Source organism: Nocardia amamiensis NBRC 102102, assembly GCF_001612745.1.
Taxonomy (GTDB): Bacteria; Actinomycetota; Actinomycetes; order Mycobacteriales; family Mycobacteriaceae; genus Nocardia; species Nocardia amamiensis.
This window is the reverse complement of the sequence record NZ_BDBA01000041.1, coordinates 31,103-45,622: the sequence shown is the minus strand read 5'-3', so window position 1 is coordinate 45,622 and position 14,520 is coordinate 31,103. Positions and strand designations below refer to the sequence as shown.

Below are 14,520 nucleotides of genomic sequence, written 5' to 3'. Positions count from 1 at the left end.
GTGTCAATTCCCGAACTCCTTCGTCACCCAGCGTGCCGTCGACACCTCGTCGCAGTGCATCGGCGGAGCGCACGGAGACGTTACCGGAGTATGGATGCCGCCCCGGCATTCCCCCTCGATCCGGGACTCGACAGGGATGGCCGAAAGCTATTGCTACACATCGGAACTGCTGGGCAGCATAGTCACATGGTCGCCGGTTGCGTATGGTCGGGAAATGCGCGTGCGGCGGGTGATCGCCCGCCTCAGCGGGAAAGCCCGTGGGCTCGGGCGATGATGCGTTCCATTGCCGTACGGGGGAGTAGGCGGCGGATGGTGAACAGCGCGGGTGCGTTGCTGCCCACGGCGTAGAGGGGGCGAGGCCGGTCGGCTTCGATTGCTTTGACGATGGTGGTGGCGACCTTTTCGGGGGTAATGCCTTTGGCCTGTTTCTCGTCGAGTTTGGCCATAAAAGCGGTGAAGTCGGCGGTGTGGGCGGAACCCTCGGTGAGGTATTTCGTGCGCCGCTCACGAAGGCCGGTGTCGATCTGGCCGGGCTCGATGGCGGTGATCCAGACGCCGAAGGGGGATTCCTCGAAGCGGGCGGAGACCGCGAAGCCGCGCAGCGCCGCCTTGGTGGCGACGTAGGAGGAGCGGTAGGGCATCGGGAAGCTCGCGAGCATCGACCCGACCATCACCACGCGGCCGTACTTGCGCTCCCGCATGCCGGGCAGGAGTGCCTTTGTCAGGGCGACCGGACCGAGCACGTTCAGCTGGAACAGCCGCTCGACCGCGTCGCCGGGGAGCTCGGCGAGAGGACCGGCCTGGCTTTCGCCCGCGTTGTTGACCAGGATGTCGACCTGATCGAGCCCTGCGACGAACGCTTCGATCGATGCCTTGTCGGTCAGATCGAGTGCCCGATACTCGACACCTGCCACCGCGGCGTCGCCGCCCATCGTGTCGGGATTGCGGCTGGTTCCGATCACCTGGTAGCCCCGCGCCGCAAGCGCGGCAGCCGTAGCCTTGCCGATTCCGGACGAAGCACCGGTAACCACGGCGACTCTGGACATGAGGGGCAGCTCCTTTCGACACCAACACGCTGACGATATCGTCAACTTTCCGATCCGGCTAGGGTGTCCGAAGGTGCTCACTCGTCTGCCTTCGAGTCGGCCGGATGGGTTACATTCCTCCGCCCAGTGGAGAACGAGTGGGTTACATCTCTCCGCACAATAGTGGAAGCGGTACGGAAACCTCTTCCAGAGCACAGTATTCGCGCGATTGCCGAGCGGGATCCGCGGTACCGCTATGCCGCTCGGAGCTGCGGAATCGCCGGTAGCCTTGCGACCATGATTACGCTCAAAAAAGAAGACGGCGCCGCGGATCTGGCCGGTATCACCAAGCTGAGTGTGGGGGTGAGCTGGGATCCGTCCAGCGGCACCAGCGGCGGGGCGCTGGGCTGGGCGCGTCGCAAGCGCGGCGTGGACCTGGATCTCATTGCGATTCTCATGCAGGGCAGCGAGCCCGTGCGTTTCGCCGGGCTGGACTCGCTGGACCCGTTGGGCAACGGCTCGGTCGTGCACACCGGCGACGAGCAGACCGGTGCCGCTTCCGGTGACGACGAGACGGTGCATGTCACGTTCGCGGATGTGCCCGGCGCGATCGACGCGATCATCTTCGTCGCCGCGGCCTTCAAGAAGGGCAGTTCATTCGAGAAGGCGAACAACATCTCGTTCAAGGTCTACGACTCGACCGGTGGCAGCAGCCAGCAGGTCGCCGACATCTGGCCGTCGCTGCTCGGCAACGACAACGCCAACGCGGTGGCGAGGGCATTCCGTTCCGGCGATGTGTGGAAGCTGGAGGTGCTGAACCGCAAGGGCAAGATCAAGCAAGGTGACAAGCAGGCGCTGCTCCGCTTCGCTATGCAGTAGCGGCATCGGTGCGCGCAATCACCGCCGTGGCGTTGCATCCGCGAGTTCCCTGACGCGGCAGCGCCGTGTGCGCGAGAGGGGTGGGCCCGCAGGCTCGGACGAGCCGGTGCGTGGGAAACACAAGTACAACGCGTGGTGGCGGATTGGCGATGCGGTATTGAATTCTCCATGGCGCGTTCGGGGGGCTGGACGTCCGGTTCGGGCGGTGTCTCGTCCACCGCCCATCGGCGCTGTGTGGCCTCTGAGCTGGGCAGAAGCGAAGTGACGGATGCGTGAGATGTCCACCGGCACAGCGGAAATCATTCACCAGCGGGAAGCCTGGCCGGATGTCGGCGCCGCGTGGATGCGGCTACGGTTGGCCGGCGCGGTGCCGCCCGGGACGCTGCCGCGCTAGCGCCGGGACGCCGAGGAGATTGTGGTGGTAATCGATACCGTCCGTGAGGAGCAGGCGATCCGTCAGATGACGGAGCGGCTGGTCGAAAACTACACCGAGACGTACTCTCCGGAGCATATCGAGAGCACCATCGGTGCGGCACGGCGGAAGTTCGAGGGTCGCCCGGTGCGGCAGTTCATTCCGATCCTGATCGAGCGGCTGGTGCGACGCGAGTTGGAGAAGGTCGACGAGGCGGAGGCACAAGCCGCGACGATGAAAAAGGCGGCGGAGCCGACCGAGCCGAAGGCGACGTTCACGCTGCCGGACCTCCGTCAATTGTGGTCGGCGAATAAGCGTTTCGCTCCGCTCGCCGCCGCGGCGGCAGTCATCGTGGTCGTGCTGGCGGTTGTCTTCGCTGTGCGCCAACCCGTTTCGGAGCCGCCTGCGGCCGCACCTGCTCCAGCCCCTGCGCCTATCGTGGTGCGCGGCGTCGTCGGTTCGGAGAAGATGGCATTTTTCCAGGACCCGAAGGTGATCGATGCGCTGGCGCGCAACGGTGTCCGCGTCGAAGTCGAACCTGCCGGATCGCGGCAGATCGCCACGACCATCGATCTCGCGAAATACGATTTCGCGTTCCCGTCCAGCGAACAGGCCGCGGAGCGAATTCAGCGGCAGCGCAATGTGACCGCCAAGTACACGCCGTTCTCCTCGCCGATGGCGATCGCGACGTTCACGCCGATCGCGGACCTGCTGGCCGGGGCTGGTGCGGTGCGCCAGGGGCCGGTATCGACCCTCGACCTGCGCCGCTACCTCGAACTCGTCCGTAACGGCACGCGCTGGGACGAGCTCCCCGGCAACACCGCCTACCCGGTGCGCAAGAACATCCTGATCTCCACCACCGACCCGCGCAGCTCGAACTCCGCCGCGATGTACGTGGCCGCGGCGAGCTATGTCGTCAACGGCAACACGATTGTGCAGGGCCAAGCCGCCGAGCAGGCCGTCCTGCCCGCGCTGGCACGGCTTTTCGTCGGCCAGGGCTACACCGAGAACACCACCGAGGGACCGTTCAACAACTATCTCGCCACTGGGATGGGCCCCACACCGATGGTCTGGATCTACGAGTCGCAGTATGTCGAGGCCACCGTGCGCGGACAGGTCAAACCTGACATGACGCTGCTGTATCCCTCCCCGACGGTGCTGTCCAGGCACACGCTGGTGCCGTTCGGGGCGACCGGTGACCGGCTCGGACGCTTGCTGTCCACCGATCCCGAACTGCAGCGCTTGGCCGCCGAGCACGGCTTCCGCGCCAACGACGCCGCCCAGTTCGCGAAGGTCGCCGCCGAACGCAACATTCCGGTGGCCGCGGACCTGATCGACGTGGTCGCCACGCCCACCTACGACACCCTGGAGCACTTGCTCGACGGAGTCACCAAATCCTACAACTGAATTCCAGGTCGGCGTTTCGGCGCGGACGAGCCGGGCATCCTCATGCCAGTTATCGGATCGACAGTAGGCACGAGGAAGCAGCATGACAGCGGAAGACGAGCCGTGGGAGATCCCCCCGCTCGATGACGCTCCGGACATCGCACGCGACCCTGCACCGCAACCGGGGGCGGCGCTGGCCGACACCAGGAATTGGCCGGGATACGGGCTGTTGCTGGTCGCGGCGTTGGCCGCGATCGGCGCCGCGCTGCTCGCCGGGTGGGGTCTCGACCGCATTGCGACCACGACGGCCCTGATCGCCGTAGTCTTCCTGCTGGTTGGCGTGACCCTGGTTGTGCTCGAACGACGGCGTGAACGCGCACGGGCCTAATCGACCGCGTGCGCCGCGATGCCGTCCAGTACGCACGCGAGCCCGAAAGCGAAGCGATGGTCCGCATCCTGGTCTACGGCGTCGCGAACGCGGCGGCCGAACTCGGGATACCGGCCGCTCGCGATGACCTCGCGGATATAGGGCGCGACCGCTTCTCGCCATTCGTCCTCGGTGAGACCTGTTCTCCGCTGTGCTCGCTCGTCGGCCAACTGCTGGGCGACCGCGCCGAAGACATACGCCTGCACCGTGTCGACGACCGCGGCGGCGCGAGTGATGTCGGTGGTGAGGGCTCCGGCTGCGGTGAGCGAGAGATCTTGTAGACGTAGCGAGTTCGCGCCGAGGGCAGGGCGTCCGGTGAGTTCGGCGCTGAGCCACGGGTGCCGGATAAAGGTGGCGCGCAGGTGCCGGGCGACCGCACCCAGGTCGGCGCGCCAGTCCCCCGTGAGCGTGGGCGGGCCGGTTTCGCCGAGGACCGCATCGATCATCAGATCGAGCAGGTCGTCGCGGCTGGCGATGTAGCGGTAGAGCGATGCGGTGCCGGACGCGAGTTCCGCCGCGATGCGCCGCATCGACACCGCGTCCAGACCCTCGTTGTCGGCGAGGTCGACGGCGGTGCGCACGATCCGCTCGACGCTGGGCGCCTGACGGCGCGGGGCGCGCGGCTGCTTGCTCCACACCAGTGTGGGCGGCTCGGGCGAACTCGTCATCACGTCCTCCTTTGCGCACATCCTAGCACTGTGGTTACGATGTAGCCGTTATGGCAACACTGTATCCATAAGGAGTGGTCATGTCGGCGTCGAAAATTCCCGTGCTGATCGTCGGTGCTGGGTCGGTCGGGCTTTTCGCGGCCGTCTTCCTCGCGCATCACGGTGTGGCGGCCCAGGTCGTCGAGCGTGCGCCGGGACCGTCGATCCATCCGCGAGCCACCGGAATCGGCCTGCGTACGATGGAATTCCTGCGTGAGGTCGGACTCGCCGACGAGGTGAACGCGGCGGCCGTCCACATGTCGGCGGGCAGTCGAGCACGAGTATCGGGCGCGACGCTGGCCTCGATCGACTTCTCTTCCATCGCCGCGGCGCCCACCAGGTCAGGACCGGCTTCCGGACTGATCACCCCCGCGACGATCCGCGGCATCTGCGCGCAGGACCGGCTGGACGCAGTGCTGGCCCCGGCCGCGGCGAAACGCGGTGTGGTGATTCGCTATTCGACCGCGGTGGTCGGGCTGGAACAGGACGCGGGCGGGGTGACCGCCCGGCTCGACGACGGCACCGCCGTGCGGGCGGACTATGTGATCGCCGCCGACGGCGTGCGCAGCGGCGTGCGCGCAGCGCTGGGCATCGGGACCTCGGGACCCGGCGCGCTCGGCAATCCGAAGATGAGCATCCTGTTCCGCGCGGATCTGCTGCCCTACACCCGGGGCAGGACCTTCGCCACAGGCGAGATCACCGGATCGGACGCGCCCGGCCTGCTGGTCACCGTGGACGGTGCGCAGGAGTGGATCTTCCACACCGACTACCACCCGGAGGCCGGGCAGTCGGCCGACGACTTCACCGACGAGCGGAGCCGCGCGCTGATCCGCACGGCGGTCGGCGATCCGGCTCTCGAGCCGGTGATTCTGAGTCGATTGTCCTGGCGCGCACGAGGGTTGCTGGCCGATCGGTTCCGGGACGGGCGGGTCTTCCTGGTCGGTGACGCGGCCCACGCCGTGCCGCCGCAAGGCGCGTTCGGCCTGAACACCGGCGCCGCGGACGCGCACAATCTGGCCTGGAAGCTGGCCGCGGTGCTCGGCGGGCAGGCCGGACCCGCCCTGCTGGACACCTACGAGACCGAGCGGCGCGCGGTCGCCGCGTTCACCCTCGACCAAGCGCTGTTGCGGGTGGCGCATCCGCACCTGCATTGGACTACCGGCCCGGGAGCGGGCGCTGCTCGTGCTGCGGTAGGCATGGTCAACGGTCCGGTCGTGGCCGTCGGGTATCGGTACGACTCGGCCGCGGTGATCGATGCGCGAACCGAACTGCCGGACACCGAGGATCTCGGCTTGGTCCTCGACGCGACTCCGGGCTCTCGGCTCCCGCACCTGTGGATCGGCGAAGGGAAGTCGACACTCGATCTGGTCCGCTCCCAGTTCTGCGTACTGGTCGGTCCAGGTAGCGCGCGGTGGCTCGGCGCGGCCCGTCGAGCGGGCGATCGGCTCGGCATCGCGGTCGGTGCCGAGGTGATCGATGCGCCGGATTGGCAACGGCGGACCGGAATCACGTCCGACGGCGCACTGCTCGTGCGGCCGGACCACATCGTCGCGTGGCGCGCCGACGCGCAGGGCGGCGATCCGGCTGACGCGCTGTACAGCGCGTTGCGCAGGCTACTGCACTGCGACTAGCGCTACCCGCCTACCGGGTGCCATGGCCCTGGCATGCGGTCAGCGCCGTGTTCTTGGTGACGTTGAACCGGTCGATCGTGGCATTCAGTGTGTCGGTGTCCGCGCGACGGGCCAGGGTGTCGGCCAGAGCGACGGTGTCGTCGCGGTATGCGCGTAGCGGGTCGGCGACCGCGGGCGGCACCTCCCAGGTGACCTGCTGGTCCACCGAGCGCGCGTTGTGGCGCAGTGTCGCGACGGCGTGGTCGGCCTTGCCGTTCGTGTCGGGGTCGTTGCGGCCCTTGGTGTTGCTGGCGTCGATGTAGTCGTTGAACGCCCGCACCGAACTGCCGTTCGCGGAAAGGAAGGCGTCGCAGGCCGAGTCGGTGGCGCGGGCCGCGGCGGTGGCCCGCGACGACGAGGCCGCGGCCGCCGAGGAGGTGACCTCCGAGGCGTAGGCGGCCAGGTCGGTCTCGTTCACCTCCGCGGTACCCGAAACCTGCTGTGCGCAGGCGCCGATGAGCAACCCGCCCGCCGCGGTGGCCATCGCGGCGGCCACCAGGCCCGTGCGTTCCAGTCGTCGCATGATCGGTCCCAACCTTCCCCTCGGCACGCCCGGCCGGGACGGAAGCAACTGCCGGACAGTCCGACGGTACTTGCCGCGCACGAGCGTCGCGCGGCCGCGCCGATATCGATGGTCAACCGATATCGGCGCGGTGCGCTGGTTCAGCTCTGGCCGAGCATGGCGCGCATCTGGTCGATTTCCGCCTGCTGGGCCGTGATGATCGTGCGGGCGAGCGCTTGCGCGTCCGGGTTCGTGCCGCCGGCGAGTTCGGTTTCGGCCATGGCGATTGCGCCCGTGTGGTGCTCGATCATCATGGTGAGCCACTGGCGGTCGAAATCCGGGCCGGATGCCGCTTGCAAGGCCGCCATCTGTTCGGCGGACATCATCCCGGGCATCGGTGTGCCCGGCATGTCGTGGCCTTGGTGTCCCTGATCGACGCTGGGAGCGGGTTGGCCGAAGCTCTGCAGCAGAGTGGTGATCTGCTGCATCTCCGGGGCCTGCGCCTGCTCGATCGATGCGGCCAGCGCGCGCACTTGCTGATTGTCGGTGTGACCGGGCACCAATTCGGCCATTTCCACGGCCTGCGCGTGATGCGGATACATCATCCGCAGAAACGTCACGTCGGCGTCGTTGTGCTCGGCGCGCGCCGGTGCGGTCGCTGGCGCGCTCGTCGAGGTGCCGTGCTCGGTGGTGTGCCCGGTGTCGGCGTCGCCGCATCCGGCGAGGCTCAGCACGGTGACCACTGCGAGGACGATGGTGATGCGAGGTCGGGTGATGAACATGAGTGTGCTCCTTGCGGAATGGGAAGTCTGATGGCGAGTGGACAACGCCGCGACCGTGGTTCGGACACACGGACGCGACGGACCTGTCAGATCCGCAGAATCGCCAGTTCAGCCAAGGTGAGCACGGTCCACGGCGGCGGTCGCTCCCGCCGCGGGCGCCAATGCCGAGGCCGCGCCACACCGCGGCCAGGGCGATCGGCCGCCATGCGGTAGAGCAGCACCAAAGCGACCAGCGACGTGAGAACGACGAGGATGAACACGCAGCCGTGCATCCCGCTGTGCGCGCGGTCGCAACCATCCCCGGCGCAATCCGGGCCCGGCATTCCGGTCGCCGCGAACGTCGCCGTGACGGCTCGCACGGCAGTAGTCCACGGATCTGAGCTCTCGCCAACCACGATGGTTCGTCCGAAACCGTCGGCAACCCTCATGACAACGCTGGTTCCGCCCGCGGATCGGAAGAACCCGTCTTTGCCGGCGTCGCCCGTTCGGTGCTGGTCGTGGCCTGGCGCAGTGCCGTCGTGGCTCGATCGCGCCCAGACGCGATTCGGCTCGACGCCCGCTTCGGTTCGGCCGGGCAATCCAGCATTCTCCAAGCCGGGCAGGGTGCCGTTGTGGGGAGGCGGAGTCCAGACGTGTCCGGTGTCGATCACGCCGTCGCGCGGGGTGATCCGGGTGTGCCCACGAGGCTTGTCGTGGCCCGCCGGAGTGCCGTCGTGGTTTGGCTGTGTCCCCGCGACCGTTGCCCGCGCGGCCGCATCAGGGCCGGGCGTAGGGCTGGCGATGTGGTGCACCCCGGCGGCATGGCCGACGCCCGCGAAGACGGCGGAATGCATGGCGACGATCCCGGCGAGCAATGCCAGCACACCGAGCAGCCGGGCGAACCCGGCGGCGCGGAGGATGCGGCGTAGGACCACGAGAGCCGAGTCTAGTGGTCGCGGACCAGCCGCCCGCAGATACCCCTTGGGTGTACCGGTATGGGTCTACGGGCTGGCGATGTCCACGACCAGCCGGGTCGGATTGGACAGCGTCGTGACGGTGAAGGCGGGCCGGTCGGCCTGCACGCCGATGAACGACTGGGTGGCGCCTTCGAACACCGTCGTCCGGTACACACCCGCGATGCCGGGCACCGCCGGGTCGACGGCGGGGTCTGGGCCCGAGTACGGCGTCACCCCGCTGTCGAAGGGGTAGGCCGAGCCCAGGATGCGCACCTCGAGAATCGACCGGCCCGCCACGTCGACGGGATTGCCGCTGCCGTCCTGCACGGCGCGGTCGGTGTATCGGACCAGCCAGCCGGGCGTGCCGACTCCGCCGAGGTCGTAGACCACGCGGTCGAAGCCGGGTTGGCGGCCGAGCCGGATGTCGGTGACCGTGAGCGCCGCGTCAGCGGACGCGGTGCCCTGCTTGGGTGAGGCGTCTTGCGGCGCGGCGGGCGCAGGCCCGGCCGGCGTACGGGTCACGGCCGTGCCGGTGATCGGGGAGGCGGCCGGTAGCTGCGGGGCCGACTCGCCATTGCCGCAGCCCGAGAGCAGTACTGTCGCGACCGCGACCGTCAGCACCATCCAGTTGCGCATGAGGCCGATGCTACTCAGCGGAGCGCGTCGGATGGCGTAATCGGGGCTGGTTGCGGATGATTCGCCGCCCAGCGGATGTGAAAGGAACGTATCCGCGCGTGCGTGTCGGCATGGCAGGACAGCAGCGGCGATTGGGAAATTGCCGGTCAATTGCTATTTCTCGGCCACGCGCGGTGCACGAGATTTGTTCGCGTGGCGTGCGTCACCCGCCGCCGTCAAGCCGGGTAACGGCTCGATCACACCGGCGTGCCGATGGTTGTAGTTCGATTGGCCAGCACTAGCTTTCGCCGATCCGGGCTGGATCGGCGCGAGGCGGCGGCTCGGGTGCGGCAGGGGGACGCCGAGATACGACCGACGCGAGCCGGCAGGCCGGATCGATGACGCAGCCGATCGCGCGGTTCGCTCGACGATGGATGTCGTGCGGGTTCGAGTCGCGTCGACGACCGTGGCGTCGACGCGGTGCGCTCCGTTGCGATGCGCGGCCCGCGATCTGTCCGGCCACGGACCGTTCACTTCGGAGTCGGTCGGCACGCCGCGGTCGGATGCGTTTCTCCGTCGGCGCCGAATCCCTGTGCGGCAGTGGATCGCTCCGCCTGCTCGCGGCAGCGCAAAACGCGGGACGGTCGATTGGACGGGGTGGGCGCGACCATGCGGCAACGATCTAGCACACTTGAGGCGTGGGACAAGTCGAGGACGTACTGGGCCGATTGCGGCGGTATCCGGACGTGGAGGCACTGAACCTCTATGCCGTGGATGCCGCCGATCGGCTGATCCTCGACGCCGCCGCGGACGCCTTGGCGACCGCCGATAGCGGAAAGGTAGCCGTTATCGGCGACAGTTACGGCGCGCTGACTCTCGGCGCCATCGCCGGGCACGATCTGCGCGATGTCCGGGTGCACCAGGATCTGCTCACCGGCGAACTAGCGCTGGCCAACAACGCCCGCGCGCTCGGTCTGTCGGATCGCTACACCGCGCATTCACTCGGCGCCGGATTGCTGAGTGATGCTCGAGTCGTGTTGCTGCGCCTGCCCCGAGTGCTGGCCGGATTGGCCGAAATAGCCGATGCCATTGCCCGTTACGCCGATTCGGATGTCGAGGTATTCGCGGGCGGCCGGGACAAGTATCTGACCAAGTCGATGAACGATGTTCTGGCTCAGTCGTTCCGCGAAGTGCGTGCCAGCCGCGGCAGGCAGAAGTCACGCACCCTGCTGGTCGCCGGGGCAAAGCCGGTGGGCGACCCGCCCTTCCCGGTGCGCGAGCGGCTCGACGAATTGGGGCTCGAGGTGGTCGCGCACGGCGCCGCCTTCTCCGGCGCCCGCCTCGACATCGGAACCAGGTTCCTGCTCGAACATCTGAAATTGATGAAGCCGGACGCCCGCGACGCGATCGACCTCGGCTGCGGCACCGGCATCCTGGCCGTCGCGCTGGCCGTCGCGCGGCCGGGAATCAAGGTGGTCGCCACCGATCAATCGGCCGCCGCGGTCGCCTCGGCACGAGCCACCGCCGAGGTGAACGGCGTCGCCGACCGCGTGTGCGTCGCGCGCGACGACGCGATGTCCTCGACCGCGGACAACAGCGCCGATCTGGTGCTGTGCAATCCGCCGTTCCACGTCGGCGCGGCCGTGCACACCGGATCGGCGATCAAGATGTTCGCCGAGACCGGACGGGTACTGCGCCCCGGCGGCGAGCTGTGGACCGTGTACAACTCGCACCTCAACTATCGGGCCGTGGTCGAACGCATGGTCGGCCGGACCGAGGTGGTCGGTCGCAACCGGAAATTCACGGTGACTCGGTCTGTGCGTGGGCTGCACGACCCGAGACAACGGTAGAGTCCGAATTGTCTGGCTCGGCGAGCTTCCCCCGGGAACTCGCCGCCGATCGCAAACGTTGGACAAGGCAGTTGGATATCGAGGCATCCACCTCGATGAACAGCGGCAACGACTCCAGAAAGGGAAGCCGTGCGTACCACGAGCAATCCGGTTTTCAGGAACCTGCCCAGGCAGGAGGGCGGTGGATACGCGAACTTCGGTTCCGGTGTGACCACCGCGGGACAGTTCGGCAACCAGTACGGCCAGCCGTACGGTCAGCACCCACAGCCCTACCCGCCGCAGGCCCCGCCCACCACCAGGGCGATGACGATCGACGACGTGGTGACCAAGACGGGCATCACCCTCGCGGTGCTCGCGCTGTCCGCGATCGTCTCCTACGGCCTCACCAACGCGAACACGTCGCTCGCGCCGCTGTTCGTGATCGTCGGCGGCCTGGTCGGCTTGGTGCTGGTGCTGATCGCGACGTTCGCGAACAAGATGGACAACCCGGTACTCGTGCTGTCCTACGCGGTCGCCGAGGGTCTTTTCCTCGGTGCGCTGTCGTTCATGTTCACCAATATCGAGTTCGGCGGAGTCGGCGGTAGCGCGCTGATCGGGCAGGCGGTGCTCGGCACGTTCGGTGTCTTCGCGGGCATGCTCGTGGTCTACAAGACCGGCGCCATTCGGGTGACCCCGCGGTTCACCAGGATCATCGTCGGCGCCATGATCGGCATCCTGGTGCTCATGCTCGGCAACCTGATCGCCGGCTTCTTCATCTCCGGTGGACTGGGTCTGCGTGACGGCGGCCCGCTGGCGATCGTCTTCAGCCTGGTGGTCATCGCCATCGCCGCGTTCAGCTTCCTGCTCGACTTCGACGCCGCCGATCAGCTGATCCGCGCGCAGGCGCCGGAGCGGGCGGCCTGGGGCGTGGCACTCGGTCTCACCGTCACCCTGGTCTGGCTCTACATCGAGATCCTGCGACTGCTGAGTTACTTCCAGAACGACTAGCCGCACAGCGAAAGGGCGGTCGCAGGATCATCCGGCGACCGCCCTTTTCGTGTCTCAGCTCAGGCGTTCGATGACCATTGCCATGCCCTGGCCGCCGCCGACGCACATGGTCTCCAGACCGAACTGCTTGTCGTAGGTCTGCAGGTTGTTGAGCAGCGTGGTGGTGATCCGCGCGCCCGTCATGCCGAACGGGTGGCCCAGCGCGATCGCGCCGCCGGAGACGTTCAGCTTGTCCTCGTCGATCTTCAGCTCCCGGGCGGAGCCGAGCACCTGCACCGCGAACGCCTCGTTGATCTCGACCAGGTCGATGTCATCGATGGTCTTGCCCGCCAGCGCGAGCGCGCGCTTGCACGCCTCGATCGGGCCGAGCCCCATGATCTCCGGCGACAGCCCGGACACGCCCGTGGACACGATGCGCGCCAGCGGGGTCAGCCCCAGCTCCTTGGCCTTGGTGTCGCTCATGATGACCAGCGCCGCCGCGCCGTCGTTCAACGGGCAGCAGTTGCCCGCGGTGACGGTGCCGTCCGGACGGAACACCGGCTTCAGCCCGGCGACCGCCTCGTAGGTGACGCCGGCGCGCGGGCCGTCGTCCGTGCTGACCACTGTGCCGTCCGGCAGCGTCACCGGCGTGATCTCGCGCTCGAAGAAGCCGTTCTTGATCGCCTCTTCCGCCCGGTTCTGCGAGCGCACGCCCCAGCGGTCCTGCTCCTCGCGGGTGATGCCGGTGAACGAGGCGACATTCTCGGCGGTCTGGCCCATCGCGATGTAGGCGTCGGGAAGCAAGCCGCCCTCACGCGGGTCGTGCCAGATGCCAGCGCCGCCCTCGGCGGTCTTGGCGGTGCGCTCCTGTGCCGCGGTGAACAGGGGGTTCTGCGTGTTCGGCCAGCTGTCGGCGGAACCGTTCACGTAGCGGGAGACGGTCTCCACGCCCGCGGAGATGAATACGTCGCCCTCGCCCGCTTTGATCGCGTGGAACGCCATCCGGGTGGACTGCAGCGACGACGCGCAGTAGCGGTGCACGGTGGTGCCGGGCACGAAGTCGTAGCCGAGCTGCACGGCGACGATGCGGGCGATGTTGAAGCCCTGCTCACCTCCGGGCGAACCGCACCCGAGGATCAGGTCGTCGATCTGGGCCGGGTCCAGGGCAGGCACCTTGTCGAGCGCTGCCCGCACAATCTGCGTGGTCAGATCGTCGGGCCGCAGGTCGACCAGCGAACCCTTGCGGGCCCGGCCGATCGGGGAGCGTGCGGTCGAAACGATGACGGCCTCAGGCATGAGGACTCCTTTGTCGGACGGTTGTGGCGAACCCTTTTTGTACTTACTCGCGGGTTCGTATCGAATTTACGTCCCGCCGCGGAGAACGGGAAGCGGATGTTCGGTCCAGTGCGTCGATCAGCGCCGGAAGCAGTTGCGCAGCGGCGAGTTCGTATCCCGCGGCCGACGGATGGAATCCGTCGGCGGAGAACAGCAGTTCCGGCGCGGCGCGGAATTCCGGGGCGAGCAGATACCCCATCCGCACCGAATGCCCGCCCGCGACGGTCGTCGCCACGTGCTGTGCTCTGGCCAAGCGGACGCTCCAGTTGTGCACCACGGTCCGCAGCGGCTGTGGGATCGCGGTCACCGTGCCCAGGTTCGGGCAGGTGCCGACCACCACCACCGCGTCGGCGCGGCGCAGCCGGGCAACCGCCGCGGCGAGCCTGCGCGCGGAGGCGCGGATCGAGTGCTTCTTCGTGACGTCGTTGGCGCCGATGAGGATGACCGCGGCGTCCGGCGGCGGACCCGCGACGAACATCGCGTCCACCTGACCGGACAGTCCCTTGGAAGTGGCGCCGGAGATCGCCTTGGTGCTCAGCCGGATCCGCTGCCCGGTCGCGTCGGCGAGACCGCGGGCCAGCCGAACACCCGGCACGTCGTCGGCCACCAGGCAGCCGACGCCCGCCGCGGTGGAGTCGCCGAAGATCATCAGGTGCAGGTCGGCGTGTTTGCCGGTACGCCACGGCTCGGGCTCTGCGCAGCCCGGGGTGTAGATGCCGTCGGCCTCCGGCGGTTTCGAGGTGTCCCGGCCGATCACGCCGCGCGCGGCGCCCGCTTGCGCCATGAGCAGGCGATAGGTCGCCCACCACGCGGTGCCCGCGCCCGAACCGGCAAGCACGGCCGCGGCACCGGTCATCGTCGCCATCCGCCAGCGGAATCGAGGTGCGCTCACGCCAGGAATTTTACGAAATCCCGCCGATGGTGTTGTTCGGCAGCGCCTGCGGCGCTGCGTGTTCGCGGCCCACCTGTGGCTCGCGTCCGAGCGACCGCCGCTGGCGACTGCGTCGCGGACGCGTCGGCCGCTCGGAC

At 68.1% G+C, this 14,520-nt stretch carries 14 protein-coding genes; 6 read left to right on the top strand and 8 right to left on the bottom strand.

All coding sequences use genetic code 11. From position 1 onward, the window contains the following. Nucleotides 1–242: 242 nt before the first annotated feature. Nucleotides 243–1,046: an SDR family oxidoreductase gene (locus NA4_RS10790; protein ID WP_067467959.1), complete on the bottom strand. Its 804-nt coding sequence runs from the start codon at nucleotides 1,044–1,046 to the stop codon at nucleotides 243–245. 276 nt (nucleotides 1,047–1,322) lie between these two features. On the opposite strand from NA4_RS10790, the gene NA4_RS10785 reads away from it, so the two are divergent. The 3 genes from NA4_RS10785 to NA4_RS10775 all read left to right on the top strand — a co-directional run bounded on the left by NA4_RS10785 (nucleotide 1,323) and on the right by NA4_RS10775 (nucleotide 4,090). Then, entirely contained in the window at nucleotides 1,323–1,904 is a 582-nt protein-coding gene (locus NA4_RS10785) for a TerD family protein (RefSeq protein WP_067467957.1), read from the top strand. Nucleotides 1,905–2,322: 418 nt separating this feature from the next. Beyond that, nucleotides 2,323–3,723, top strand: coding sequence for a three-helix bundle dimerization domain-containing protein (locus NA4_RS10780; protein WP_245671259.1), 1,401 nt, complete (start codon nucleotides 2,323–2,325; stop codon nucleotides 3,721–3,723). Nucleotides 3,724–3,805: 82 nt separating this feature from the next. Next, nucleotides 3,806–4,090 (top strand): hypothetical protein, encoded by a 285-nt coding sequence (locus tag NA4_RS10775; protein WP_084496963.1) that lies wholly within the window; start codon nucleotides 3,806–3,808, stop codon nucleotides 4,088–4,090. On the opposite strand, the gene NA4_RS10770 is transcribed toward NA4_RS10775, so the two are convergent. Beyond that, nucleotides 4,087–4,797: a TetR/AcrR family transcriptional regulator gene (locus NA4_RS10770; RefSeq protein ID WP_067468043.1), complete on the bottom strand. Its 711-nt coding sequence runs from the start codon at nucleotides 4,795–4,797 to the stop codon at nucleotides 4,087–4,089. The two genes, NA4_RS10775 and NA4_RS10770, sit on opposite strands and share 4 nt — an antisense overlap. Nucleotides 4,798–4,877: 80 nt before the next feature. Here NA4_RS10770 and NA4_RS10765 point away from each other — a divergent pair, with 80 nt between their 5' ends. Then, a complete protein-coding gene (locus tag NA4_RS10765) occupies nucleotides 4,878–6,467 on the top strand; it encodes an FAD-dependent monooxygenase (RefSeq protein WP_067468040.1) in 1,590 nt (529 codons plus the stop codon). A gap of 10 nt (nucleotides 6,468–6,477) precedes the next feature. On the opposite strand, the gene NA4_RS10760 is transcribed toward NA4_RS10765, so the two are convergent. The 4 genes from NA4_RS10760 to NA4_RS10745 form a co-directional block, all read right to left on the bottom strand. Then, nucleotides 6,478–7,029, bottom strand: a complete 552-nt coding sequence (locus NA4_RS10760; RefSeq protein ID WP_067467954.1) for an Rv2240c family protein — start codon at nucleotides 7,027–7,029, stop codon at nucleotides 6,478–6,480. Between the two features lie 140 nt (nucleotides 7,030–7,169). Further along, nucleotides 7,170–7,790: a DUF305 domain-containing protein gene (locus NA4_RS10755; RefSeq protein ID WP_067467951.1), complete on the bottom strand. Its 621-nt coding sequence runs from the start codon at nucleotides 7,788–7,790 to the stop codon at nucleotides 7,170–7,172. 86 nt (nucleotides 7,791–7,876) lie between these two features. Further along, the gene (locus NA4_RS10750) at nucleotides 7,877–8,704 is read right to left on the bottom strand and encodes a hypothetical protein (protein WP_067467949.1); all 828 of its coding nucleotides are present in this window, start codon (nucleotides 8,702–8,704) and stop codon (nucleotides 7,877–7,879) included. Between the two features lie 66 nt (nucleotides 8,705–8,770). Continuing rightward, a complete protein-coding gene (locus NA4_RS10745; protein WP_067467943.1) occupies nucleotides 8,771–9,361 on the bottom strand; it encodes an AMIN-like domain-containing (lipo)protein in 591 nt (196 codons plus the stop codon). 677 nt (nucleotides 9,362–10,038) lie between these two features. On the opposite strand from NA4_RS10745, the gene NA4_RS10735 reads away from it, so the two are divergent. After that, nucleotides 10,039–11,190, top strand: a complete 1,152-nt coding sequence (locus NA4_RS10735; RefSeq protein ID WP_067467927.1) for a class I SAM-dependent methyltransferase — start codon at nucleotides 10,039–10,041, stop codon at nucleotides 11,188–11,190. Nucleotides 11,191–11,319: 129 nt separating this feature from the next. Beyond that, nucleotides 11,320–12,177, top strand: coding sequence for a Bax inhibitor-1/YccA family protein (locus tag NA4_RS10730; RefSeq protein WP_067467925.1), 858 nt, complete (start codon nucleotides 11,320–11,322; stop codon nucleotides 12,175–12,177). A 54-nt stretch (nucleotides 12,178–12,231) separates the two neighbouring features. On the opposite strand, the gene NA4_RS10725 is transcribed toward NA4_RS10730, so the two are convergent. Both NA4_RS10725 and NA4_RS10720 read right to left on the bottom strand, forming a co-directional pair. Next, the gene (locus tag NA4_RS10725; RefSeq protein ID WP_067467923.1) at nucleotides 12,232–13,452 is read right to left on the bottom strand and encodes an acetyl-CoA C-acetyltransferase; all 1,221 of its coding nucleotides are present in this window, start codon (nucleotides 13,450–13,452) and stop codon (nucleotides 12,232–12,234) included. A 43-nt stretch (nucleotides 13,453–13,495) separates the two neighbouring features. Next, on the bottom strand, nucleotides 13,496–14,347 hold the full coding sequence (locus tag NA4_RS10720; protein ID WP_084496972.1) for an SGNH/GDSL hydrolase family protein: 852 nt from the start codon (nucleotides 14,345–14,347) through the stop codon (nucleotides 13,496–13,498). Nucleotides 14,348–14,520 lie beyond the last annotated feature (173 nt).